Raw genomic sequence first — 23,486 nt, 5'->3', positions numbered from 1 at the left:
TGAATAATTTTTTTAGTATTGTGTTATGACAAAAAAAATCAATCTTTTTGCCAACCTTAAATCTGATTTTGCTTCAGGTTTAGTGGTTTTCTTGGTCGCTCTTCCATTGTGTTTAGGTATTGCAATGGCTTCTGGAGCACCATTATTTTCTGGAATAATCGCTGGTGTTGTGGGTGGTATCGTTGTTGGATATCTAAGTCAGTCACATATTAGTGTATCAGGTCCAGCAGCTGGGTTAACAGCTATTATTTTAACCGCTATCACTGATTTAGGAGCTTTTGATGTTTTTTTAATGTCTGTTTTTATTGCTGGATTAATTCAATTAGCATTAGGATTTTTAAGAGCCGGAAGTATCTCAAACTATTTTCCAACCAATGTAATTGAGGGAATGCTTGCTGGTATTGGGATTATCATTATCCTAAAACAAATACCGCATGCCTTTGGCTACGATGCAGATTATGAAGGAGATCAGGCTTTTATTCAAAATGATGGAAGTAATTCTTTTTCATTTTTATTTGATGTTCTGAATCATATTCAATTAGGAGCTGTTGTAGTTACTTTAGTTTCGCTTACAATTTTGCTTTGCTGGGAAAGAGTTTCTTTTCTAAAAAGAATAAAATTAGTGCCAGGAGCTTTGGTTGCTGTTATAGTCGGAGTAGTTTTAAACGAAATATTTGTATCAACAGGAAGCACTTTGGCAATTGCAAAAGAACATTTGGTTTCTTTGCCAGTTCCAAAATCTTTTGATGATTTTAAATCAATTATAATTATGCCAAACTTTGCATCGGTTACAAATCCGCAGGTTTGGGTAGTTGCCCTTACAATTGCCATTGTGGCTTCTATTGAAACACTTTTATGTATTGAAGCTTCAGATAGAATGGATGTTCAAAAACGATATACTGATACCAATGTAGAACTTAGAGCACAGGGTATTGGAAATGTTGTAAGTTCACTTTTAGGAGGTCTTCCAATGACATCAGTTGTGGTGCGTTCGTCAGCCAATAATAATGCAGGAGCAAAATCAAAAATGTCTACCATTATTCATGGTATACTTTTATTAATAAGTGTTTTATCTATCCCTATGATTTTGAACAAAATTCCATTGGCAACTTTGGCAACTGTTTTAATCCTGGTGGGATATAAACTAGCAAAACCAGCAACCTTTATGCATTTCTGGAAAAAGGGTAAATACCAGTTTATCCCTTTTATAGCAACTTTGGTCTTTGTTGTTGCGACAGATTTGCTAAAAGGTGTTGCGTTGGGTATTATTATCAGTATCATTTTTGTTTTGAGAGGAAATCTTAAAAGAGCTTATAACTTCAAAAAAGAAGAATATGAAGACGGAGATGTGATTCATATCGATTTGGCGCAGGAAGTTTCATTTTTAAATAAAGCGGCGATTAAACAAACTTTAAATGAAATACCCGAAAATTCAAAAGTCATCATTAATGCTCATGATACAGAATATATTGCTCATGATGTTTTGGATTTAATTCGCGAATTCAAAGAAACCAGAGCCATTGATGAAAATATCAAAGTAAAACTAAAAGGCTTTAAAGAAGCTTATGAATTGGAGAATACGCCAGATAATAATAATCATGTTACAATCGAACATTATTATGATGTAGCGAAAAGAGAAGTAGTTCAAAAAGAAGTTGTTAAAGGAGAATAATTAAAATAAGACACTTTTAAGACAAAAGAAGTCTCAAAATTTAGGTAACTTTACATCAAGTTCTTTTTTTGAGACTATTATAACTAAGAAATTACCACACAAAAAAGAAAAAAATGAGAAAATTTTATGAGCAGTTATTAGAGAATAATAAAAAGTGGGTTGAAACTTCATTAGCAAAAGATCCAAATTATTTTGCTGATTTGGCAAAAGGACAACAGCCACCATTATTATGGATTGGATGTTCTGACAGCCGTGTTCCTGCAAACGAAATTGTTGGTGCAAAACCAGGAGAAGTTTTCGTTCACCGTAACATTGCTAACATGGTTGTTCACTCTGATATGAACATGTTGAGTGTTTTGGATTATGCTGTAAATGTTTTAAAAATTAAACATATTATCGTGTGCGGACATTACGGATGCGGTGGTGTTAAAGCTGCAATGGGACATCAGTCTGTTGGAATTATTGACAACTGGCTTCGTCATATTAAAGATGAATATCGTTTACATGATAAATACTTGAATTCAATTGAGAACGAAGAAGAGCGTTTTAATGCTTTTGTTGAAATCAATGCAAAAGAGCAGGTTTATAACTTAGCAAAAACATCAATTGTTCAAAATGCTTGGAAAAACGGACAAGATTTAATGGTTCACGGCTGGGTTTACGGTTTAAATTCAGGTTTTGTCACTGATTTGAATGTAACCATTAGTTCAAACGAAGAACTGGATTCAGTTTATCAATTAGATCTTTAATAGATACATATAAAAATCGCCCTTTCAAAAGGGCGATTTTTTTTATTCGTTTCATTTAATCAAAATAGTACATTTCATATATTGCCCCAGAATACCAGTACTCGCGAATATCATAGTAAGTAGAATTGTTTAAATAATTTGTAAAAAAACGATAACAATTATCTGTGTCAGAATAATAAATTATGCTTTTATAATTATCAATCATATATCTTGTAGGATAATTTTTTGTGCTACTCAGTTCGTACAATGGTTCTATTGGGATGTTAATATTGTGATAATATTTAAGTGTTTTTTCTTTACTTGTTAAATCGGGAATGTTTTTATTTTGATTGTTAAAAAAGATTACATTTATTTCTTTATAAAATAAAGAATCATTCCTAAAAAGATAAGTAATAATTGTATTGTCTAATTCTTCTTTTAGATAATTAATATTTTTTTTCTTTTTAATTGAATCTTCCTTGTCGAATTTCCATAATTGGGTTGGACACCTTTTTTCTTCATTATTTATTTTTGGCTTTACATTGGAATACATGTCATATCTCGCAATAGATTTAATAGTATCGTCAACGTTGTCTTCATCATCTAATGTTGCGATGTATGAATATTTATAGAAACCATTTTTAATTAAATCTTTTTGTGTTATTGGTTTCGGTAAATAATGATTGACTGTATCTTTCTTATTACAGCAAAAAAGCAATAAGACAATTGATAGCGATGTTACTATTTTCATTTTATTGTTGCTTTTAATCCATAATCTTTCCACTTTTCTAATCACTATCCACTTTAATTATATTTTAATGGCAGTAGAAGTAGTTTCCATATAAGTTTTCTAAAACATCATGATAATTACGCTCTTTGTAATTTATAAAAATGTCATAAGAATTATTTTTTATATCAAAACTATTTCCTACATAAAATTGAGTTTCATAATTATCTAGCATAAATCGATTAGAATGTATTTTTCCTGTTTGCTCATTTTTAATTTGTTGTGGCTTAATTGAAATTTTAAGACTGTCATAGTACTTAATAATTTCATCCATACTTGTAAAATTGGCTATTTCTTTTCGGGATTTATCTAAAGAAAATACAATTATATCTTTGTACATTAAGGTGTCATTTCTAAAAAGATAGGTTATTATTCTATCATTTAATTTATTTTTAAGATAGTCAAGATTTGTTTTTTTTTTGATTGAATCTTCGCGAAAAAAATGCCATAACTGAGTTGGACGTAATTGCTTTTTATCATTTTCTTCAGGTTTTACATTGGAGTACATATTATATTTAATAATAGACTTTATGGTGTCATCAATGTTTTCCTCATACTCATTCCCACTCCTAATTGTATCTATAGATGTGTATTTATAAAAACCATTATCAATTAACTCTTTTTGTGTTATTGGTTTTGGTAAATAATGATTGATTGTATCTTTCTTATTGCAGGAAAAAAGCAATAAGATAATTGATAGTGATGCTACTATTTTCATTTTATTGCTGTTTTTAATCCATAATCTTCTAGTTCTTTTAATATATCTGTTTCAATTTTTTTTGGTTTTTCTCCTTTTTGAGGAGAAACATAACCATTTGCATTGTCTCTTTTGTAATGCTGATAGAAGGTTTGCTCGTCCAGATAAACAGGTCCGTTAACAGGAAATGTATATTCTGCAAGACTAAATCGTGGTTCTGTACTTAAGGCAAATCCTAAAATTTTTATTGCGTAATCAGCAATTACTGGTGCTTTTCCTGGTACAAAACCTACTGCAGCAGTTGTAATTCCCAAAAGGCTTAACTTATTATTTAATTCATTCCTGTTTTCAGAAACTTTTAAATAAGTATAATTTACATAGGTTCTTCTATTACAAATGGAAGCTTGTTTAATGTACTCGTGAAATTTTTCTAGTAAATATATTTTCCCATTTCTAAATGTAATTTGCTTATTTTTTATTACTAAATTATGCAGTTCCTTTTTGTCTACACATCGCTCTAATTCTTTTCGTATTTTGGTAGAAGAATCTAAAATATGTTTTCCATTTACATACTTTAATCTGAATGTTGTATTGACTTTTTCTCCTTTTATTATACGTCCTTTATTATCCATGTAGATGGTTAGGGCACTCAAATAGCAATTTCTTGGAGTTGTTGACTGATATTCTCCTTTTTCAACAGGATCAGTATAACATTTATTCAGTTCTAAAGAAGTTAATGCGGTTATACAATGAAATAATCCATTTATTTTCATTGATATACTTTGTGTATAGTAAGATCTATATAAATCTCTAAATTGATATTCTTCCCAAGGTTCAGGTACAATATCTGGTTCATAATTGCCAAGAATAATTGATGCTCCCATTTTTTATAATTTTACTGTTTTCAGTAAAAATATTTTATCATAATGAAATTGATGGCTAGAAAAAGGTAAAGAAGTACTAAAATAAGGTGCTTTTTGAAAAAAAGCAGTCTTGAAAAAAGACTTTATAAAAATCGCCCTCTTAAAAAGGGCGATTTTTTTTATTCGTTTTCGTCAAGATTCTCGTTAAATGCTGAAGGAAGCATTGTTGGAATAAACTTGATTAAAATAGGCAGTAATAAACTTCCTCCTGGAAGTAAAAAGATAGTAAGAGAAGGAATGGTTTTGCAAATATCTAAAAGCTGTTTTTTGACTTTCTTCTTTTCTTTGGCATCCAAATCTCTTGTAGTAGAGCAAGCTAGTAAAACTACAAGCTCCTTACTCTGCATAATCTCCCTGATCAATCTGTTTTTATTTCTAACAATCAGTTTTATAACGCTATGCGTCATTTGGTCATAAAAATGTTTAACCGGATTGGAATAATTAAAATAAGGGATTTTCTTTTTATGTGTTGTAATAAAAGTATTGGTTGTGTCCATGCTTTTGGTTACAAAATCATCAGGAACTCCCATTGTTGAGCCTAAAGCATATAAGAAATAAGATTCTTCATTTTCAACGACTCCATCACTCCATAAAGCCATTCCGGCCATGTCAATTAAGTAATATTGTTCCAGTCTGTTTTTGAAGTAATCCAAATTTAAAGTCTCTAAAGTTTCTACTGTTACTTTTGAGAATTTTGAATAGCGTATGGAGGCTTCAAATAGTTTAATCAATAAATCATCATGTTGTGATTTTACTGTTTTGGTTTTTAAAGCCAACCCAACGATTCCTAAAACAGTTTCTTCAATTCGTTTTAGATATTTTTCTGGAATTTCTCCATGTTCCAAATATTGTCTAAAAGCCAAAGCATCAATAAACAAAAGAGCATTAGTCACTAAGTGAGAAAAGTTTTTGCTGATTATACTGTCATTGGTTTGAACTCTCTCATCAATAATATTTTCTAACGAAAGGGAAGGAGTGTCTTTAGGAAGTAAAATTTTAAACAAATTAAATCCTTCTGGATTCATCTGTTTGTAAAACTTTAAAACTTCTGAAATAAAATGAGTCGGTTCCGAATTTCTTTTCTCTAAACAAAAAACATGATAGAGTGTATTGAGTAAGGCAACTTTAGAAATTTCGGTTTTAAACCAGCCTTTTATTGGAATTGGAATTTGAGAATCTATTGCAATAATATGGCCATAAATAAATCCCGTTTCTCTTACTTTATAGTAAAACGAATCTACTGTTTCAAAAGGAATTGCTTCTGAAAACTTCTGTTCACTAAAAAACTTATCGATCCAGCCTGGTGTTGATGGGTTAATCATTGACTTAATTTTGCTGACGCAAAGCTATGTCTTTTTCTTGTTCTAGAATTCATTTTAAATGAAATAACCACTAGATTTTGTTAAAAATAGTGGTTATTTATGATTTTTCTTATTTGATGATTCCTGCACAGGCAACTCTTCCGCCGGCATCTCCAGTTGGCTGGGTTGTAAAGTCATCTTTTCCTGCGTGTACAATTAGACCTTTTCCAAGAATATCTTTGTTGCTGTCTCCGCATCCAATACACCATTCATCTGTAGTCAGCGTGATTGATCCGTTACCTTTTTCATCAGCGTTAAAGTTTCCGATATCTCCTTTATGGTATTCGCCAACTCCCCATTTTCCATGTTTTTTGAAAGTAGGATTCCAGTGTCCACCAGCTGAACTTCCATCGGCAGCACTACAATCTGCTTTTTCATGAATGTGAATAGCATGTACTCCAGGCTGTAACCCTGTTATTTTTGCAGTGACAGTAACTTTACCATTTTTTTCTGTAAAAACAGCTGTTCCGCCAACTTTGGTATTGCTTTTTGGTTCTAGAGCAACAGTTAGAGTTTTTGCGTCATTTGATTTGTTATTTGTCTTACAGCCAACGATTAAAGCTGTAATTATAGCGAAAGAAACGATTAGTTTTTTCATATTTACGGGCATTTTTAATTAAAGATTAAGTAAATTTAACATAAAATAACGGAATACTTTAACTCTAAAAGTTAAAAAAAAGTCAAACTATACGTTATAATTTAATATCGATTGAGCACAAAACCCAAAAATATTGCTTAAATTCGTTATGGTTTCATCGTTCTTTTTTAGAAGCCATACTTTTCTAATTCATTCATTTTTAATATTTAAAGCCATGATGAAAAAGATTTTTATTCTCGTTTTCTTAAGTTCTATATTGCTTTCTTGCAATACTGCTAAAAGTAAAAAAAGTGACAATGTTTCAAAACTTGACGGCACTTGGGAACTGAATTATATTACCGGCCCAAGAATTACCTTTGACGGCCTATTTCCTAATAAAAAACCAACAATCGTTTTTAATACAAAAGAAAATCAGGTTTCAGGAAACAACAGTTGTAATAACTATACAGGGAAACTTGTTGTCGATGGAAACAAAATTGATTTTACACAGCCAATGGCAGTTACTAAAATGATGTGTCTGGATGGCGGTCAAGGAGAAACAACCTATATGAAAACGCTTCAAAAAATAACTTCTTACGATATTACAGATGATGGTAAGACTTTAAATTTTATTTCTGGAGATATTGCAATGATGCGCTTTACTAAAAAATAGTGTTATGAAAACGAAACTATCTATTTTGATGTTATTTTTGGCTTTAAGCTTATCTGTTGCTGCACAGGAAAAAACAAAAAAAGAGCTTAAGCAGGAAAGAGAACTCGAAAAAGAAAAAGAGGTGCAATCACTTTTAGATACTCAAAATTTTGTTTTTGAAGCACAGAAAGTTACGCCACAAGGTGGTAGATTGATACAATTGGATTACAACACTTATTTTCTAAAATTTAATACCGAAAATACCACTTGTGATCTTCCTTTTTTCGGTCGCGGTTATAATGTAGGATATAATAGCGACGGTGGAATTAAATTCGAAGGGAAACCTGAAAATATCAAAATTGAGAATAAAAAGAAAAGCACAATTTTAAAGGCAACGGTTCGAGGCAAGAATGATGTTTATGATTTGTTTTTTACCATTTTCTTTAATGGAACAGCTACGTTAAGTGTAAATAGTAATAATAGAGCACCAATTAATTATGATGGATTAGTAAGTGCCCCTAAAAAAGAAGAAAGTAAATAATGTAAAAACAATACAAACGTGCCTTAACTTTTTTGCTTTTATATGATAAAAAGAATCTTTAGGTTATTGGAGAAAAAAAGGCAAATCGGTTTGCTTTTCTTTTACGGAATATTTACATCTTATGCCCAGGATTTGGAACCAAGGGTTTATGCTAACGTTCCTAAAGATTTAAATGTAATTGCTGCAGGTTATCTTTTCATGAACGGAAATGTACTTACAGATCCGTCGCTACCTATTACGGATTTTACACTTCATAGTCACAATCTAGCTATTAATTATATAAGGACATTTGGCTTGTCCAATAAACTGGCTCGTGTACAGGTTTCGCTTCCTTATACTTTTATGGATGGCTCACAAACTAGAATAAACGGAGATGTTTTGACGGGCTCCCGAACTGGTTTCGCAGATATGAAAATCAGATTTGGAATCAATCTTTTGGGCTCGCCAGCTCTTGATAAATCAGAGTTTAGAAATTTTGAACAAAAAACGATATTAGGGGTTAGTTTAGTAACTTCTGTGCCAACTGGAAAATATTATGACGATAAACAAGTAAATATAGGTACAAATCGTTGGGGATTTAAACCGGAAATAGGTGTTTCTAAACGTTTTGCTCATTTGTATGCTGAAGCTTATGTAGGAGTTTGGTTTTATACAGATAATAATGACTTTATGGGAAAAAAGTTGGAGCAGAAATCAACTTACAGTCTTCAGGCGCATGCAAGTTATTATTTCAAAAATCAAATGTGGGTTGGATTTAATACAAATTGGTTTTTTGGAGGAAAAACGATAACCGATGGTGTTGCTGATGATAGCCAGATTGATAATTGGCGAGTAGGAGGGACATTTTCTACGCCTATTGCAAAAGGTCAGTCAGTTAGATTGCAATATCATGTTGGAGCTTACACTAATAACGGACTTAATTATTACGCTTTATCTCTCGCATATCAATATTCTTTTTTTTAGTTTGATAAGTTTTAATGTGTTAAAAATCAGTATATTTGAGTAATGCATATTATTTTTTAAAACAAATTAAAAATTAGAACTATGAAAAAATTAAGTCTTATTCTTATTATGGCCCTTGCCTCATTTTCATCTTATGCACAATCTTCTTTTAAAGAGGATGTAGATGTTTTACAAAGTGTTTACGGAAAATCGAAAAGTGAGCTGGTAAAACAGTATATGAATCTTTCAGATGCCCAATCTACGGCTTTTGCTAAAGTTTACGATGATTATGAAACACAGCGAAAAGCATTAGGTCAGACTAAATTTCAATTAATAAATGATTATGCCGCCAATTATGAAACTCTGACTGATGCTAAAGCAGATGAATTGGCGAAAGGAACTTTAAAAAATCATATTGCTTATGAAAAACTTTACTGTAAAACCTATTCAAAAGCTAAAAAAGCGATAGGGGCAATTAATGCTGCAAAGTTCATTCAGCTAGAAGTTTATTTGCAGACTATTATTAGAAGCGAAATATTAGAGGCTATTCCGTTTATTGGAGAATTAGACAAATCAAAAGTTTAATAAAATTTTACTATTATATAAAACAGAAAAAGGCAGTTACTTTTAATAACTGCCTTTTTTCGTATTCTTAAACAAAATTATTTTGCTGTTTTCACGTTGTAGATTTCATTTACCATTCCATCACGGAAACTGTCTAAAGTAAGTTCCCAAAACATGATACCGCCTAACTTTTTAGCTTTTACATATTCTGCTTTAGCTTTGATCGATTTAAGATCATCAGATGTTGCAAAAGTTTTAGTTGAAGCGTTGTACCAGTAAGGTGCTTTTGCTTTATCATCCCAAAAATATTTCCAGCCGTTTGCCTCCGTATAAGTTGTAGCGTAGTTTTTAAAGTCAACACCTTGAAAGTGCTCTCCAGCCTGATATAATCCGTTATTGATGTTTTCTACGTTTTTCCATTGTCTGGTATAAAATGCACCACCAATTACTAATTTCTCAGCTGGTACGCCTTGTTTTAATAAAAATTCAACAGCACGGTCTGTAGATTCTTCTTTTGGATTTGTACTATATAATGGGGTATGGTGTCCAGTAACCTGAGAATATCCGTTTACTAAATCATAACTCATAATATTGATGCGGTTTACTAATGGCGTAACTGCTTTCCAATCTATAGATTCGTCTAAATATTTTTGGAAACCACCAGCAGCAAAACTCAATTCGTATTTTTTTCCTAGCGTAGTACGTAAGATTTTAACCAATTCAGTGAAGTTAGGTTTGTCAACTGCTTGGTATAAATGACCAGGAAGCCCTTCGATTGCAGGATATTCCCAATCTAAATCTAAACCGTCTACTTTATAAGAATCACTTAATTCTTTTACCGATTTTGCAAATTTTAAGCGGCCTTCAGCAGTAGAAAAAGCAGCTGAACAAGGTTCGCATCCGCCCCATCCGCCTAGAGATACAATAATTTTTAATTGCGGATTCTTAGCTTTTAAAGAAACTAAATGTTTAATTGTAATGGAATCTTTAGGAGAATCAACAGTCAATTTTCCATCTTTTAAATGACAGAAACTAAAAATAATTTGATTTAGTTTGCCAACTTCATATTGGTCAATAAGTTGAGAATCGCCTGTGTAATAGGCAATAATATCCATTTTTTTATTTTTTTGAGCAAAAGTATTGGAGATACTAAAGCACGTAAAAAATAATGTAATTAAGGTAATTCTTTTCATTTTTGTTTTTTTAGCGTTTTTAGAATGCTAAATATACTGCAATACACTCAATAATTAATCTTTTACCTAGGGCAAAAAATCAATTTTAACGAAAATTTTGCAAATAGTTGCAAAAATATTGCGTCGACTTGCGTTCAGTTTTTTTGAAAAAGAAATAAAAGCCAAAGATCTAAAAGGATGTAAATGATTAAAAAAATCTGAGTAAATCCTTAAATCTGTGGTAAAATTAAAAGAAAAATAAACCCGCGCAGTTTCGGACTTGCGCGGGTTTAAACAAATTAAAAAGCTAAAAACTATTTTGAATTTAGAAGCAGTATGAATTTTCTGCAACTAATTTTTCTGCAATTTTTTCTCTAAGTGCCACAACATTTGGCAGGTTAGTATATTTAGTGAAACGTTTAAGTCCCATTAACATCATACGTTGTTCGTCACCTTCAGAAAAAGAAGCAATTCCTTCTTTACCTCTTAGGTTAACAATGTCAACCGCTTTGTATAAATATAATTTTGCCATAGCGATTTGCTCTTGAACTTTGTCTTCGCCTTGAGCTTTTGCTAATTTTTCAGTTCTCAAAATCGTGCTTTCAGCCATGTAGATTTCGATTAAGATATCTGCTGCAGCCATTAATAATTGTTGGTGAGAATCTAATTCAGGGCCATATTTTTGAACAGCGCTTCCAGCAACCATTAGGAAAACTTTTTTCAAGTTAGCCACGATTACTTTTTCTTCAGAGAATAGCTCAGAGAAATCTGGAGTATCAAAAGATGGAATTCCCATTAATTCTTCCTGAACTTTCATTGCAGGTCCAAGTAAATCAACGTGTCCTTTCATTGCTTTTTTGATTAACATACCAACAGAAAGCATTCTGTTGATTTCGTTTGTACCTTCGTAGATACGAGCGATACGAGCATCTCTCCAAGCACTTTCCATTGGAGTATCTTCAGAGAATCCCATTCCACCAAAAACTTGGATACCTTCGTCAGAACAGTTTTGAACATCTTCAGAAACCGCAACTTTTAAGATTGAACATTCTATAGCATATTCTTCAACACCTTTCAATTCTGCTTCTTGGTGACTTGTTCCTTCTGCTTCACGAGCAGCGATTCTGTCTTCGATGTCTTTTGCAGCACGGTAAGAAGCACTTTCTCCAGCGTAAGCGTTAGTTGCCATTTCAGCCAATTTAGAACGGATAGCTCCAAAAGACGCAATAGGAGTATTGAACTGAATTCTTTCGTTAGCATATTTAACAGCTCCAGAAGTAACTCTTCTTTGAGCATCTAAACAAGCTGCTGCCAATTTAATACGGCCAACGTTCAAAGCATTCATAGCGATTTTGAAACCATTTCCTCTTTCAGACAACATGTTTTCAACTGGAACTTTTGTTTCGTTGAAGAAAACCTGACGAGTAGAAGAAGCACGAATTCCTAATTTATGCTCTTCTTCATTCATAGAAATTCCGTTTGAAGGATCGTTTTCTACGATGAAACCTGTAATATTTTTATCATCTCCAATACGAGCAAAAACGATGAAGACCGAGCAGAAACCTGCATTCGAAATCCACATTTTTTGACCTGTAATTAAATAATGAGTTCCATCTTCAGATAAAACTGCTTTAGTTTTTCCTGAATTAGCATCAGATCCTGCACCTGGTTCCGTTAAGCAATAAGCTCCAAACCATTCTCCAGTAGCCAATTTCGGAACGTATTTTTTCTTTTGTTCTTCAGTACCGTAAAGTGTAATTGGCATAGTTCCAATACCTGTATGTGCACCAAAAGCAGTTGAGAACGAACCTGTTGCTCCAGAAATGTAGTCACAAACTAACATTGTAGAAACAAATCCCATTCCTAATCCGCCGTATTCTTCAGGAACTGCAACTCCAAGAAGTCCTAGTTCACCAGCTTTACGCATAGATGATTCTGTATAAGCGTAATCTTTTTTCTCAAAACGATCTTTATGCGCCCATAATTCTTTGTCAACGAACTCTTTTACAGAGTCACGCATCATTAACTGCTCTTCAGAGAAATCTTCTGGTGTGAAGATATCCTCGCATTTTGTTTCTTTAACTAAAAACTGACCACCACGTGTCACGTTTTTTTCGATTGTATCTGCCATTTTGTTTTTTGTTTTTTTATGAAAGAAAATAGAATATAGAGTATAGAAAATAGACTTTTACTTTAGTCCGTTTTGAAAACTCATTGTCATTCTTTGGAATTCTTCTATTTTAATTTCTAATTGGTTAAATTGTATCTCGTTTATATATTTTCTATGTTTAGCAATCAATAATTGTGTAACTAGTTCAAATGAAGAGCCAAGAGAAATGTCTAAAAAGTGACTGAAAGATTTATCGGTTCTTGAAGATCCTTCTGCAATATTACTAGGCATCGAAACCGAACATCTGCTTATTTGAGAACTCAAATCGTATCGTTCGTGTTTTGGAAATTCTATTAATACATCTGAAATGTCATTAGCAATCGCAATTCCGATCTTCCAAATCTTCAAGTTCTTATAATTATGTTTCATGTTTTTTTGAGTCAATGTAAGAAATTAAAATAAAAAAAAAGTAAGATTAATACTATTTTTTTTATTCACTTTTGAATCTTTTATCATTACAAAAAGTAAATCTTTTTATTCTCAAAGAAAAACATCTATTCTCTTTATTCTATATTCTATTCTCTTTTTAAAGAACCTCGTAAACTCCAGCGCTTCCTTGCCCAGTTCCCACACACATTGAAACGATTCCGTATTTATTACCTCTGCGTTTCATCTCGTCAAATAACTGAACAGAAAGTTTAGCACCTGTACATCCAAGAGGGTGACCTAAAGCAATTGCTCCACCGTTTACGTTTACAATTTCAGGGTTTATATTTAACTCACGAGTTACTGCTAAAGCTTGTGAAGCAAAAGCCTCGTTTAACTCAATTAACTCAATATCATTTAATGTTAATCCCGCTTGTTTTAAAGCTTTCGGAATTGCTTTTACAGGACCGATACCCATAATTCTTGGTTCAACACCAGAAGAAGCAAAGTTTACTAATCTAGCGATTGGCTCAAGATTTAATTCTTTTACCATTTCTTCGCTCATGATTAAAACAAAAGCTGCACCATCACTCATTTGCGATGAGTTACCGGCCGTTACACTTCCGTCAGCAGCGAAAACTGGTCTTAAACCTGCTAAAGCTTCTTTAGAAGTTCCTGCTCTTGGTCCTTCGTCTTTGTTTACAACGTATGATTTAGTTTCTTTTTTACCATTTTCATTAATGAAAGTCTGCTCAACAGTAATCGGAACGATTTGTTTATCAAATTTACCTTCTGCTTGTGCTTTTAAGGCTTTCATGTGAGAGTTGTAAGCAAACTCATCCTGATCTTCTCTAGAGATTTTGTATTGATTGGCAACCGCTTCAGCAGTTAAACCCATTCCCCAGTAGTAATCTTCGTGACCTGCAGCGGCAACTTTATAATCCGGAGTTGGTTTGTAGCCTCCCATCGGGATATAACTCATGCTTTCTGCACCACCTGCAATGATACAATCTGCCATTCCTGATTGGATTTTAGCAGTTGCCATTCCGATAGTTTCTAATCCAGATGCGCAGTAACGGTTTACTGTAACACCAGGAACGTCTTCAACTTTTAATCCCATCAAAGAGATCAAACGTCCAACATTAAGACCTTGTTCTGCTTCCGGCATGGCGTTTCCTACCATAACGTCGTCGATACGTTTTTTATCAAAATCAGGCAGTTCATCCATCATAAACTGAATGGTTTCTGCAGCTAATTCATCAGGTCTTTTAAATCTAAAAACACCTTTTGGAGCTTTTCCAACTGCTGTTCTATATGCTTTTACTATATATGCTGTTTTCATTTGTTTTGTTTTTTAAGAGTATAGAAAATAGACTTTACAAAGTCTTGAATCTATATTCTATTCTCTTTGTTCTATTTTCTAATTACGAAGTGGTTTTCCTTTAGTTAACATATATTGGATTCTCTCTAAAGTCTTACGTTCTGTACATAAACTCAAGAAAGCTTCACGTTCGATATCTAATAAATATTGTTCAGATACTAAAGTTGCTTCAGATAAATCACCACCAGCCATTACATAAGCCAGTTTGTTGGCGATTTTCTTATCGTGCTCAGAAATGTATTTTCCTGCTTCCATTTGATCTGTTCCAACTAAGAACATACCTAAAGCTTGTTTTCCTAATACTTTAACATCCGTTCTTCTGATAGGTTGTGTATAACCAGCTTCTGCCATTAATAAGGCATGTTTTTTAGCTTCAGCAATCTGACGATCTTTGTTTACTACGATAACATCTTTTCCATGCTGCAAAAGTCCAGTATCAAAAGCTTCATAACCAGAAGTTGAAACTTTAGCCATTGCAATTGTCAAGAAATACTCTTGAAGAACGTTCAATTCTACGTCGTTTTTGCGGAACAAATCAGATGCTCTTAAAGTCATTTCTTTAGAACCACCACCTCCAGGAATCACACCAACACCAAACTCAACTAATCCCATGTACGTTTCTGCAGCGGCAACCACTTTGTCAGCATGTAAGCTCATTTCGCATCCGCCACCAAAAGTCATTCCGTGAGGTGCTACTACAACTGGAATAGAAGAGTAACGAACACGCATCATGGTGTCTTGGAACAATTTAATTGCCATGTTCAATTCGTCGTATTCCTGTTCAACCGCCATCATGAAAATCATTCCGATATTAGCTCCAACAGAGAAATTCGCCGCTTGATTACCAATAACTAAACCTTGATATTCTTTTTCAGATAAGTCGATTGCTTTATTGATAGCTTGAAGTACATCACCACCAATGGTATTCATTTTAGATTGGAATTCTAAGTTCAAGATTCCGTCTCCTAAATCCTGAATGATTGCACCACTATTGCTCCAAACTTTTTTGCTTTCGCGAATGTTGTTTAGAATAATGAATGAATCTTGTCCAGGAACTTTTACTTGTGATTTCGTTGGAATGTTATAGAAATAAGTCGCTCCTTCTTTTACAGAGTAGAAACTATCGCTTCCAGAAGCCAGCATTTCAGTAACCCATGCAGCAGGCTCTAAACCTTCAGCTTTCATGATTTCAATTCCTTTGGCAACACCAATAGCATCCCAGATTTCGAATGGACCATTTTCCCATCCAAAACCAGCCTTCATGGCATCGTCAATTTTGTATAATTCGTCTGAGATTTCAGGAACTCTGTTTGACACATACGCAAACATTCCAGCGAAACTCTTACGGTAGAATTCTCCCGCTTTATCTGTTCCTTTAACTAAAACTTTAAAACGATTGATAGGTTTATCGATAGTTTTAGTTAATTCTAAAGTTGCAAAATTTGCTTTTTTCGCAGCACGGTATTCTAATGTATCTAAGTCTAAAGAAAGAATTTCTTTATCTACTTTTTTATAAAAACCTTGTCCAGTTTTGCTTCCTAACCAGTTATTTTCCATCATTTTGTTGATGAAATCAGGAAGTTTGAATAATTCGTGTTGTTCGTCGTTCGGGCAGTTTTCATAAATACCATTGGCAACGTGTACCAAAGTATCCAATCCAACAACGTCAACCGTACGGAAAGTAGCCGATTTTGGACGACCAATTACTGGTCCAGTCAATTTATCAACTTCTTCGATAGTCAATCCCATTTCTTTAACCAAGTGGAATAAACTTTGGATTCCGTAAATACCAATTCTGTTTCCAATAAACGCCGGAGTATCTTTAGCAACAACCGAAGTTTTTCCTAAGAATTTAGATCCGTATTCGTTTAAGAAATCCAATACTTCAGTAGAAGTTTTCGGGCCAGGAATAATTTCAAATAATTTTAAGTAACGCGCAGGGTTAAAAAAGTGTGTGCCGCAGAAGTGTTGTTGGAAATCTTCGCTTCTTCCTTCGCTCATAAAGTGAATTGGAATACCAGAAGTATTAGAAGTAACCAAAGTTCCCGGTTTACGGAATTTCTCGATTTGTTCAAAAACCAATTTTTTGATATCTAAACGCTCAACAACAACTTCGATAATCCAGTCAACATTGGCAATTTTTGCCATGTCATCTGTCGTATTTCCAGTCGTAATTCTGTTTGCGAATTTCTGACTGTAAATAGGAGATGGTTTCGATTTTAATGAATTCGCCAAATGTTCGTTTACCACACGGTTGCGAACGGCTTTACTTTCAAGTGTTAATCCTTTTTTAGCTTCAGCTTCGGTCAGTTCACGCGGTACGATGTCAAGAAGTAAAACTTCGACACCAATGTTAGCAAAATGACAAGCTATACCTGAACCCATGATTCCGGATCCAATTACAGCAACTTTTTTAATTGTGCGTTTCATACTTGTTATTATTTGTTTGTAGGAGAAAAAGAATGACTTTTTAGACTATTCCTTTTCTGTGTTTTCTGTTGAATTAAATATGTTTTTATCGTGAATCAGTTCATTGATGATTTCAGAAACTTCGATAAAATGATTCAGCTTTTCTTCCGAAACATGTTTTCTAACGCTTTCATTAAACTTCAGAACTGTATTTTTAGATAAATCTCTTTTTTCTTTTCCAAACTCAGTCAGGTAGATCAAAACACCTCTGCCGTCACTTGGATTCTTTTTGCGAACTATTAAACCTTTCTCTTCCATAGATTTTAAGGTTCTTGTTAAGCTGGTTGCTTCCATGCCCATTCTCGGGCCTAAAGCGGTTGATGGAGTTCCTTCTTCCTTGTCCATACTTAAAAGAGCAAATCCTGTCGCCATTGTTGCGTCGTATTTAGCAGCTTCTTCATTATACATTCTTGAAACAGCCTGCCAAGTTGCTCTCAAAATATAATCTATCGTTTTGTCTTTCATAGGTAACTATATCGATTTCAAATATAACTAAAAAATACTATGCATGCATATAATTTTTTAATAATTTTTTGGTTAGTTATAAAATATCCCTGATTTAGAGGGTTTTGGTTATTTATTTTAAGTGTAATATACTATTCTTTTTTTGTATTTTAACATTTTTAATGCGGTAAAAATCTCTTTTTGGTTTTTAAAAAGCATTAAATTCTTTATTATGTAAAAAATTATGTATTTTTTTCAATTCGTTCGTCAGAATCGTAGCGTGAAATAGCATCTAGAAGAGTCTTTTTCATACGATTTCTCAGACCTTCTGGCCTTAAAATCTCCAAACAGCTTCCAAATCCTAATAGAAGCCGTTCCATTTCATAATTTGGGATTACATATATATGTATAATAACGCTCCCGTCTTCATTTTCCTTGATTAATCGCTGAGAAGTATGCAAAGGTTTTGTGATTACATAAGGAGCATTCGAAGCATCAACCCATAATTCAATACGTCTTGCTTTTAATCCTGAATTCACAGTTACGCCAATTACATCCTTATAATAATCATCAGCATCAAAATCTTCTTCTAAGTAAGGATGATTAAAATCGTAATCAATAGAATTAATTCTGTCCAAAGCTAAATTGGTTATAGGCTGTGAGGCTTTTTTCTTCCCGATTAAGAACCAGCGGTTGTTGAATTCCTTTAAGATAAAAGGATGGAAATGGAATTTACTTTCGTCTCTGGATTTAAAAGATTTATAGGTAATAACCAAAACCATTTTTTTGATAATCGCCTGATATATTTCATCCAAATAATGCAGTCCTTTTAGTTTTTCATTTTTATCGAGATAGATTACAGGATTGGTATTGGACTTTTCTGAATAGATTTTGTCCTCTAATCGTTGTAGAATATCAGAAACATCATTAAATAAAGAGAAATCCTTAAACTGTTTCAGCATCGAAACGGTTTCGGTCAAAACATTCATATCGGTTTCCGTCAGTGGAATATCGGTTATTGAAAAATCTTCGTCTTCATATTTATAATACTTTTTATCGTAAACTACGATTGGTGCATTATAACCGAGTTTTTCACTTCGCATCAGCTGAATATCCATTTGAATGGTTCGCTTACTGATTGGGTTTTGTCTGCCTTCGTATTCAAATAAAGCTTCTGAACATTCTTCGATTAAATCTTCTAGTGTCCATTGCCTGTATTTATTCTGAAGGCATTTGTCAATCGTTTTGTATCGAATTAAGGCATTTTTGTTTTGTGACATTTTTCTGTTGTTTTGCCACAAAGGCACGAGGACGCTAAGACTTTATTTTTTATGCCACAGATTAAAAGGATTTTAAAAATCTGCTTAAATCTGCCTAATCTGCGTGAAACAAAACTTTGCGACTTTGCGACTTTGAGAGATTAATTCCGTGTTATATATTTTGGGCGTGCCCCTCCGGGTCGGGCTTTCGGCTATATCTTTTGTTCCATTTCATTTCACAAAAGGATACCGCCTCAATCCCTCACGCATTTACGTTAATAATGAAATCTCTTTTTCAATATTAATTCTTGCTTTTTCCTCATACAAACTCCTAAACTCATCAGTTTGAAAAATAAACTCATTCTCCAAAAAATGCTTCAACGCTTTAGCACGTCCAGGTTTGTAGAGAAAATCAGGATAAATGCGATATTCTTTTCTAATTTGTTCAAAATAGATTTTATAATCTTCCCAATCTTTAGCGAGTATTTTCAAATCAAAATCGATTAACCAATTAATATCTTCAGTTGCATTTTGCTGATGCTGTTGTGTTGCACAAATTGCGTCAAAAATTAATTGTTTATTTAGATTGACATTTTCAGGTAAAACAGACAAAGCATATTCAGCACTTTTGAGTTCATTATCTTTTTTGGAAGCCGAATACACAAAATCATGATAAAAGATTGAAAATAATATTTCATCGGGATTTTGAAGTTTGTCTTTATAAATTTCAAAACTCTCAATCATTTCTTTTAAATGCGTGAGATTATGATAATGCCTTGATTTTTCGGAATATATCTTTTCTAAATCCAACCAGTTATGCTGAATTTCATTCTTTGAAAAGCCAATATTAGATAGTAAATCAGAATAAATTTCTTTTAAATTCATCTTGTTTTTTAATCAAATTTAAAATTCTTTTTTTACTGCGCAAAATAATTGCGTAGTGGTTTTGAAATCTTTGTTCAAGAAATAAAACAAATAGTATTTCTAAAAAATGAAACAAAAATTTTACTACGCAAAATAATTGCGTACTAGTTTTAAAATCTTTGTTCAGAAATAAAAAACAAACGTTCATAGAAATAGAAAAAGAATAAAACAGGTCAAGTTTAAGTTACTTCGAAAACACTTTCCAATGTACACACTTATACGATTACCTTTTTATTTTATAATCATAATTGGGGCAGTAGCTCAGCGGTTAGAGCAGGTAGTTTTGAAATTATCCATCAAAGGTCAATCAAAATTTACTTCTTACACTTTTAATGTCCGGGTCGTGGGTTCGAATCCCACCTGTTCCACAATTAATGGTCAATTAAAACTTACTTCAGACAATTGGTTACTCCGGTTCGAGTCCGGCAAGTTTTAAAATCATCATTAATAAAAAATGAGGGTCAAGATTAACTTACTACTTCCAATCCGATAATTTGTTAGTTAATCCATTACACTCCAATTTCAGGTCAAGTGTTTCTTACTTCAAAATCTTTTAGGTAGAACTCAGAAACGCAATTATCTAAATTTTAAAAATTAAAAAAATGAAAACAAAAGAATTATTAAAAATCAGTTTACGTCAAAATGCTATTTTCATTCCGTCAGAAATGATTACGAATGACGTTAAAAATTTGTCAGGAACAACATCCGTTTTGTTAGCCAATCTTTCAAAACTTGGATTTACATTTTCTGAGTCATTGCTTCATGCTTTAAACAACGTAAACCCAAAATATAAAATCGAGGTTTTAGAAGTTTTGAGAGAAGTTGTAGGAACAGATAAAAACTGGACGCCATTAATAAAAGAATGGAATATCCCAACCAACGAATCTGTTGTAGATCATATTATCACTTTTTTCGGAAATGTTTTCCAGACTAAAAACGGAACAACTTTACAATGCGGTCATATTATCCCTGATAATACTTTTCCATTAGAAAGATACAACGGTTGCCCATTCTGTGGAACTCCGTTTGAATTTGGAAAACTGGAAAATATCGGACAAGGAAGCAAATTAAAAATGCTGGAATTGTGGTCAGAAAAAGATTTAAATGATTTCTATATCTCATTATTGCAATCTAAAACCGCTTTAGACGCTACTCAGGTAGATAGTTTAAAAATGGCAATGCAATATTTGCCTTTACCAAAAACAGAAGTAGCAATGAAGGAAACTTTAATGCTGGTTATCGATCTTTTGATCGAAAATGGTAAAGAAGCAGAAGCGTCTCAGTTTTTGAAAACGCCAACAGATATCTTGCGATACTTATGGTACAAAAACACAGGAATGCTTCAGATTATCGAGCCAAAAACGATTATCAAAAGAACATCAAAAAATGCACAGCATTTCCATAATGTTTTAGATACAAGCGTTCAAGCGAGAATTGCATCTCAAAAAGATTTGAAACTTAAATATTCTCGAAAAGAATGTTTAATGGTCGCAAATTGGTTGAACAATATGAACATGGACGTTGAAGCAATGTGCGAAACCATGCATCCAAAAAGAGGAATGTGGGTTCGTTTTATCCGAGCGTTGCGTTTGGCAGAATACAGCAAAAGAAAAGGATTTGAGAAATTGAACTTTTTAATGGATGTATTCTACAACCAAGTGTACGATGTTTGGCAAAGTAAAGTAGATTCGTCAAGATTGAAATTTGATGCGGATAAAACATTTGCCTTATTGAAACAGCGTCCGGGATTATTTGCCCGTTCGTTATTTTCGAATATGCTATGGTTTGGAGCTGATGAAACAATCGCTCATTTTGAAGAAATCATCGATAAAGTTCCGGCTCGATTGGTGTTTACATTAAACATGTATGCTCAAAATTATTTTGATAAAAACATGCAGAGAAGTGTGAAACCTTTGGGTGGAACAAACAAACGAATTGAAGCAAATGCTTTATTGAAGTTGTACGAAGATTTTCAGTTGGAAGCAATGAAAAATCAAATCGAAGAATTGTGTCTTTTAGCCATGAAAAAACGATTTGCGAAAATGACGAACACCAACAAAACGATCTATATCGATCCGCAATTGTTTAATATTCCGGTTTCTATAGGAGATCGAAGCGAAACCGTTCAGGATTTGCCAGTTGCCTTAATGGGAACACGTTTCCCGGTTGAAGGTAACGAAGTACGATTGTTTATGCAGTGGGGTAAAGATCTTCCTGCACAACATTTAGATATGGATTTGAGCTGTCATATCGCTTATGAAGATAAAGCCGATATTTGTTCTTTCAGCCGATTGACAACTACAGGTTGTCAGCATAGCGGTGATATCCGAAGCATTCCGAATAAAATTGGAACAGCCGAATATATCAATATCAACATCGACGAATTGGCGAAAGCCAAAGCTAAATTTGTAACTTTTACTTGCAACGCTTACAGCAACGGAAGTATTACGCCAAATCTAGTTGTAGGTTGGATGAACAGTAAATATCCGATGAAAATTTCGGAGAAAACTGGTGTTGCCTACGATCCGTCGTTTGTAGATCATCAGGTTCGTGTGACGCAGAATGTTGCCAAAGGTTTGGTTTTTGGAGTGTTGGATGTAGCCAAAAGAGAAATCGTTTGGTTAGAGATGACTTTCGGAGGTCAGGTTGTTGGTGGATTGGATTTCAAAGGCGTTCAGGCGCTATTGGCAAAACTAAACAGCAAATTGAATATTGGTAGTTTGTTACAGCTTAAAGCGGAAGCTCAAGGTTTGACAATCACCGAAAATGAAATTGCCGATGAGGTTTACACAGCGCAATGGGCGATGAATCCAGCAGTGGTGACGCAATTATTAATAGATTAAAAACAGAAACCGCGGATTCTTAATTGAGTTCGTGGTTTTTATTTAAAAAACCTGAGTTCGATTATTAATTGGTTGATTTAAAATATTTTTTTAGTTCCTGCAAGGTTTTTAAAACCTTGTAGGTATCTGGATATCAAGAGAACAATACCTACAAGGTCAAAAAAAGACCTTGCAGGAAAACGCTGTAATATAAACGTTTGAAAATAAGTAAATTAAAAGCATATAATAATCGAACGCAGGTTAAAAAATAGAAAGATGATGACAATCAAAGACCTTAAATATAAAATAGAAAAGAGGCTTCAAAAAATAAAACTTTACAATGACATTTACGGATTTCAAATTCAACCTGATAGCAAACTTGTAAACGGTATCAGCAGAAAAGAAATTGATCAATTGCAAATATTATTTGGATTTGATTTTCCCTGGGAATATAGAGAAATGCTTTTGCTTTTTTCTAATTTAGATAGACCAACCATTTCAATTAATCCGGAGGATGAGTCAGATATAGAATATTCTGAGGATCATTTCTTTTATCAATATCCTGAAGATTACGAAAAATCGAGATGGATCATTGAGGAGCTTAATGATAATAAAATTGAAGCGGAAAGTGTTTTAACCGAGGCTGGTTTTGATGTTTCAAAAATAGTAGGATACATACCAATGCATCATCATCGTGTTCTCGTGGTTTTTGAAGATAAATATCTATCGCCAGTTATTTCTGTCTGGGGTGCCGATATTATTATGTTTGGAAATAATTTGAGGGAATATTTAAAATATGAACTTATGTTTAGAATTAGATAGAATTTATAATATATGCAATAGTAACTTAATTGAAACAGTATATAAAAAGAGGAGAAAATCTGTTTAAATCTGCAATCCCGATAGCTATCGAGAGCGTGAAAAAAATCTTTGAGGTTACAGTAACCACAAAGTTTGTCATTTCGACCGAAGGGAGAAATCACACGCGGGATTTGACAAAGATTGGCGACATTCTGTGCGGAGTTTCTAGTGTGA

Annotated in this window: 21 protein-coding genes and 1 tRNA gene; 9 read left to right on the top strand and 13 right to left on the bottom strand. The window is 33.1% G+C overall.

Going from position 1 to position 23,486, the window contains the following annotated elements; translation table 11 throughout:
* Nucleotides 1–25 precede the first annotated feature (25 nt).
* Nucleotides 26–1,672, top strand: a complete 1,647-nt coding sequence (locus P2W65_RS23815; protein ID WP_289662021.1) for a SulP family inorganic anion transporter — start codon at nt 26–28, stop codon at nt 1,670–1,672.
* A 113-nt stretch (nt 1,673–1,785) separates the two neighbouring features.
* Complete coding sequence (can, locus tag P2W65_RS23810) at nt 1,786–2,421, top strand: carbonate dehydratase (RefSeq protein ID WP_109194404.1); 636 nt, start codon at nt 1,786–1,788, stop codon at nt 2,419–2,421.
* 55 nt (nt 2,422–2,476) lie between these two features.
* Here the strand turns inward: can and P2W65_RS23805 are convergent, their stop codons facing one another.
* The 5 genes from P2W65_RS23805 to P2W65_RS23785 form a co-directional block, all read right to left on the bottom strand.
* Nucleotides 2,477–3,151 (bottom strand): hypothetical protein, encoded by a 675-nt coding sequence (locus P2W65_RS23805; RefSeq protein ID WP_289662017.1) that lies wholly within the window; start codon nt 3,149–3,151, stop codon nt 2,477–2,479.
* Between the two features lie 64 nt (nt 3,152–3,215).
* Nucleotides 3,216–3,905: a hypothetical protein gene (locus P2W65_RS23800; protein ID WP_289662013.1), complete on the bottom strand. Its 690-nt coding sequence runs from the start codon at nt 3,903–3,905 to the stop codon at nt 3,216–3,218.
* Entirely contained in the window at nt 3,902–4,768 is an 867-nt protein-coding gene (locus P2W65_RS23795) for a hypothetical protein (protein ID WP_289662011.1), read from the bottom strand. Before P2W65_RS23795 ends, P2W65_RS23800 begins: the two co-directional genes overlap by 4 nt.
* Nucleotides 4,769–4,926: 158 nt before the next feature.
* The gene (locus tag P2W65_RS23790) at nt 4,927–6,129 is read right to left on the bottom strand and encodes an LETM1-related biofilm-associated protein (RefSeq protein WP_289662009.1); all 1,203 of its coding nucleotides are present in this window, start codon (nt 6,127–6,129) and stop codon (nt 4,927–4,929) included.
* Nucleotides 6,130–6,238: 109 nt separating this feature from the next.
* The gene (locus tag P2W65_RS23785; protein ID WP_289662006.1) at nt 6,239–6,766 is read right to left on the bottom strand and encodes a superoxide dismutase family protein; all 528 of its coding nucleotides are present in this window, start codon (nt 6,764–6,766) and stop codon (nt 6,239–6,241) included.
* A 214-nt stretch (nt 6,767–6,980) separates the two neighbouring features.
* On the opposite strand from P2W65_RS23785, the gene P2W65_RS23780 reads away from it, so the two are divergent.
* The 4 genes from P2W65_RS23780 (at nt 6,981) to P2W65_RS23765 (ending at nt 9,465) form a co-directional block, all read left to right on the top strand.
* A complete protein-coding gene (locus tag P2W65_RS23780) occupies nt 6,981–7,418 on the top strand; it encodes an META domain-containing protein (protein WP_289662004.1) in 438 nt (145 codons plus the stop codon).
* 4 nt (nt 7,419–7,422) lie between these two features.
* A complete protein-coding gene (locus P2W65_RS23775) occupies nt 7,423–7,938 on the top strand; it encodes a DUF4251 domain-containing protein (protein WP_289662001.1) in 516 nt (171 codons plus the stop codon).
* 42 nt (nt 7,939–7,980) lie between these two features.
* Nucleotides 7,981–8,901 carry a transporter gene (locus tag P2W65_RS23770; RefSeq protein WP_289661998.1) on the top strand — a complete coding sequence of 307 codons (921 nt, stop codon included), beginning with the start codon at nt 7,981–7,983 and terminating at the stop codon, nt 8,899–8,901.
* Between the two features lie 81 nt (nt 8,902–8,982).
* Nucleotides 8,983–9,465, top strand: a complete 483-nt coding sequence (locus tag P2W65_RS23765) for a hypothetical protein (RefSeq protein ID WP_179002774.1) — start codon at nt 8,983–8,985, stop codon at nt 9,463–9,465.
* A 77-nt stretch (nt 9,466–9,542) separates the two neighbouring features.
* On the opposite strand, the gene P2W65_RS23760 is transcribed toward P2W65_RS23765, so the two are convergent.
* The 8 genes from P2W65_RS23760 to P2W65_RS23725 form a co-directional block, all read right to left on the bottom strand.
* Entirely contained in the window at nt 9,543–10,637 is a 1,095-nt protein-coding gene (locus P2W65_RS23760; RefSeq protein WP_289661994.1) for a glycoside hydrolase family 18 protein, read from the bottom strand.
* A gap of 304 nt (nt 10,638–10,941) precedes the next feature.
* Complete coding sequence (locus P2W65_RS23755; RefSeq protein ID WP_289661991.1) at nt 10,942–12,747, bottom strand: acyl-CoA dehydrogenase FadE; 1,806 nt, start codon at nt 12,745–12,747, stop codon at nt 10,942–10,944.
* 57 nt (nt 12,748–12,804) lie between these two features.
* Nucleotides 12,805–13,155, bottom strand: a complete 351-nt coding sequence (locus P2W65_RS23750; protein WP_289661988.1) for a four helix bundle protein — start codon at nt 13,153–13,155, stop codon at nt 12,805–12,807.
* A 157-nt stretch (nt 13,156–13,312) separates the two neighbouring features.
* Complete coding sequence (locus P2W65_RS23745; RefSeq protein WP_289661986.1) at nt 13,313–14,494, bottom strand: thiolase family protein; 1,182 nt, start codon at nt 14,492–14,494, stop codon at nt 13,313–13,315.
* A 78-nt stretch (nt 14,495–14,572) separates the two neighbouring features.
* Nucleotides 14,573–16,963, bottom strand: coding sequence for a 3-hydroxyacyl-CoA dehydrogenase/enoyl-CoA hydratase family protein (locus P2W65_RS23740; protein ID WP_289661983.1), 2,391 nt, complete (start codon nt 16,961–16,963; stop codon nt 14,573–14,575).
* Between the two features lie 45 nt (nt 16,964–17,008).
* The gene (locus P2W65_RS23735; protein ID WP_289661980.1) at nt 17,009–17,467 is read right to left on the bottom strand and encodes a MarR family winged helix-turn-helix transcriptional regulator; all 459 of its coding nucleotides are present in this window, start codon (nt 17,465–17,467) and stop codon (nt 17,009–17,011) included.
* A 221-nt stretch (nt 17,468–17,688) separates the two neighbouring features.
* Entirely contained in the window at nt 17,689–18,726 is a 1,038-nt protein-coding gene (locus P2W65_RS23730; RefSeq protein WP_289661978.1) for a helix-turn-helix transcriptional regulator, read from the bottom strand.
* A gap of 249 nt (nt 18,727–18,975) precedes the next feature.
* Nucleotides 18,976–19,590 (bottom strand): HD domain-containing protein, encoded by a 615-nt coding sequence (locus P2W65_RS23725; protein WP_289661975.1) that lies wholly within the window; start codon nt 19,588–19,590, stop codon nt 18,976–18,978.
* Between the two features lie 289 nt (nt 19,591–19,879).
* On the opposite strand from P2W65_RS23725, the gene P2W65_RS23720 reads away from it, so the two are divergent.
* The 3 genes from P2W65_RS23720 to P2W65_RS23710 all read left to right on the top strand — a co-directional run bounded on the left by P2W65_RS23720 (nt 19,880) and on the right by P2W65_RS23710 (nt 23,273).
* Nucleotides 19,880–19,997, top strand: a tRNA-OTHER gene (locus P2W65_RS23720).
* Nucleotides 19,998–20,231: 234 nt separating this feature from the next.
* Entirely contained in the window at nt 20,232–22,472 is a 2,241-nt protein-coding gene (locus tag P2W65_RS23715; protein WP_289661973.1) for a hypothetical protein, read from the top strand.
* 255 nt (nt 22,473–22,727) lie between these two features.
* A complete protein-coding gene (locus tag P2W65_RS23710) occupies nt 22,728–23,273 on the top strand; it encodes a hypothetical protein (RefSeq protein ID WP_289661970.1) in 546 nt (181 codons plus the stop codon).
* The last annotated feature ends 213 nt before the right edge of the window (nt 23,274–23,486 follow it).

Origin of the sequence: Flavobacterium panacagri, from assembly GCF_030378165.1 — a bacterium.
GTDB lineage: Bacteria > Bacteroidota > Bacteroidia > Flavobacteriales > Flavobacteriaceae > Flavobacterium > Flavobacterium panacagri.
This window is presented reverse-complemented; position numbering and strand designations above follow the sequence as displayed.

Coding starts and splice junctions, on each gene's coding strand:
- P2W65_RS23815 (WP_289662021.1), top strand. CDS start 26: ATGACAAAAAAAATCAATCTTTTTGCCAACCTTAAATCTGATTTTGCT.
- can (WP_109194404.1), top strand. CDS start 1,786: ATGAGAAAATTTTATGAGCAGTTATTAGAGAATAATAAAAAGTGGGTT.
- P2W65_RS23805 (WP_289662017.1), bottom strand. CDS start 3,151: ATGAAAATAGTAACATCGCTATCAATTGTCTTATTGCTTTTTTGCTGT.
- P2W65_RS23800 (WP_289662013.1), bottom strand. CDS start 3,905: ATGAAAATAGTAGCATCACTATCAATTATCTTATTGCTTTTTTCCTGC.
- P2W65_RS23795 (WP_289662011.1), bottom strand. CDS start 4,768: ATGGGAGCATCAATTATTCTTGGCAATTATGAACCAGATATTGTACCT.
- P2W65_RS23790 (WP_289662009.1), bottom strand. CDS start 6,129: ATGATTAACCCATCAACACCAGGCTGGATCGATAAGTTTTTTAGTGAA.
- P2W65_RS23785 (WP_289662006.1), bottom strand. CDS start 6,766: ATGAAAAAACTAATCGTTTCTTTCGCTATAATTACAGCTTTAATCGTT.
- P2W65_RS23780 (WP_289662004.1), top strand. CDS start 6,981: ATGATGAAAAAGATTTTTATTCTCGTTTTCTTAAGTTCTATATTGCTT.
- P2W65_RS23775 (WP_289662001.1), top strand. CDS start 7,423: ATGAAAACGAAACTATCTATTTTGATGTTATTTTTGGCTTTAAGCTTA.
- P2W65_RS23770 (WP_289661998.1), top strand. CDS start 7,981: ATGATAAAAAGAATCTTTAGGTTATTGGAGAAAAAAAGGCAAATCGGT.
- P2W65_RS23765 (WP_179002774.1), top strand. CDS start 8,983: ATGAAAAAATTAAGTCTTATTCTTATTATGGCCCTTGCCTCATTTTCA.
- P2W65_RS23760 (WP_289661994.1), bottom strand. CDS start 10,637: ATGAAAAGAATTACCTTAATTACATTATTTTTTACGTGCTTTAGTATC.
- P2W65_RS23755 (WP_289661991.1), bottom strand. CDS start 12,747: ATGGCAGATACAATCGAAAAAAACGTGACACGTGGTGGTCAGTTTTTA.
- P2W65_RS23750 (WP_289661988.1), bottom strand. CDS start 13,155: ATGAAACATAATTATAAGAACTTGAAGATTTGGAAGATCGGAATTGCG.
- P2W65_RS23745 (WP_289661986.1), bottom strand. CDS start 14,494: ATGAAAACAGCATATATAGTAAAAGCATATAGAACAGCAGTTGGAAAA.
- P2W65_RS23740 (WP_289661983.1), bottom strand. CDS start 16,963: ATGAAACGCACAATTAAAAAAGTTGCTGTAATTGGATCCGGAATCATG.
- P2W65_RS23735 (WP_289661980.1), bottom strand. CDS start 17,467: ATGAAAGACAAAACGATAGATTATATTTTGAGAGCAACTTGGCAGGCT.
- P2W65_RS23730 (WP_289661978.1), bottom strand. CDS start 18,726: ATGTCACAAAACAAAAATGCCTTAATTCGATACAAAACGATTGACAAA.
- P2W65_RS23725 (WP_289661975.1), bottom strand. CDS start 19,590: ATGAATTTAAAAGAAATTTATTCTGATTTACTATCTAATATTGGCTTT.
- P2W65_RS23715 (WP_289661973.1), top strand. CDS start 20,232: ATGAAAACAAAAGAATTATTAAAAATCAGTTTACGTCAAAATGCTATT.
- P2W65_RS23710 (WP_289661970.1), top strand. CDS start 22,728: ATGATGACAATCAAAGACCTTAAATATAAAATAGAAAAGAGGCTTCAA.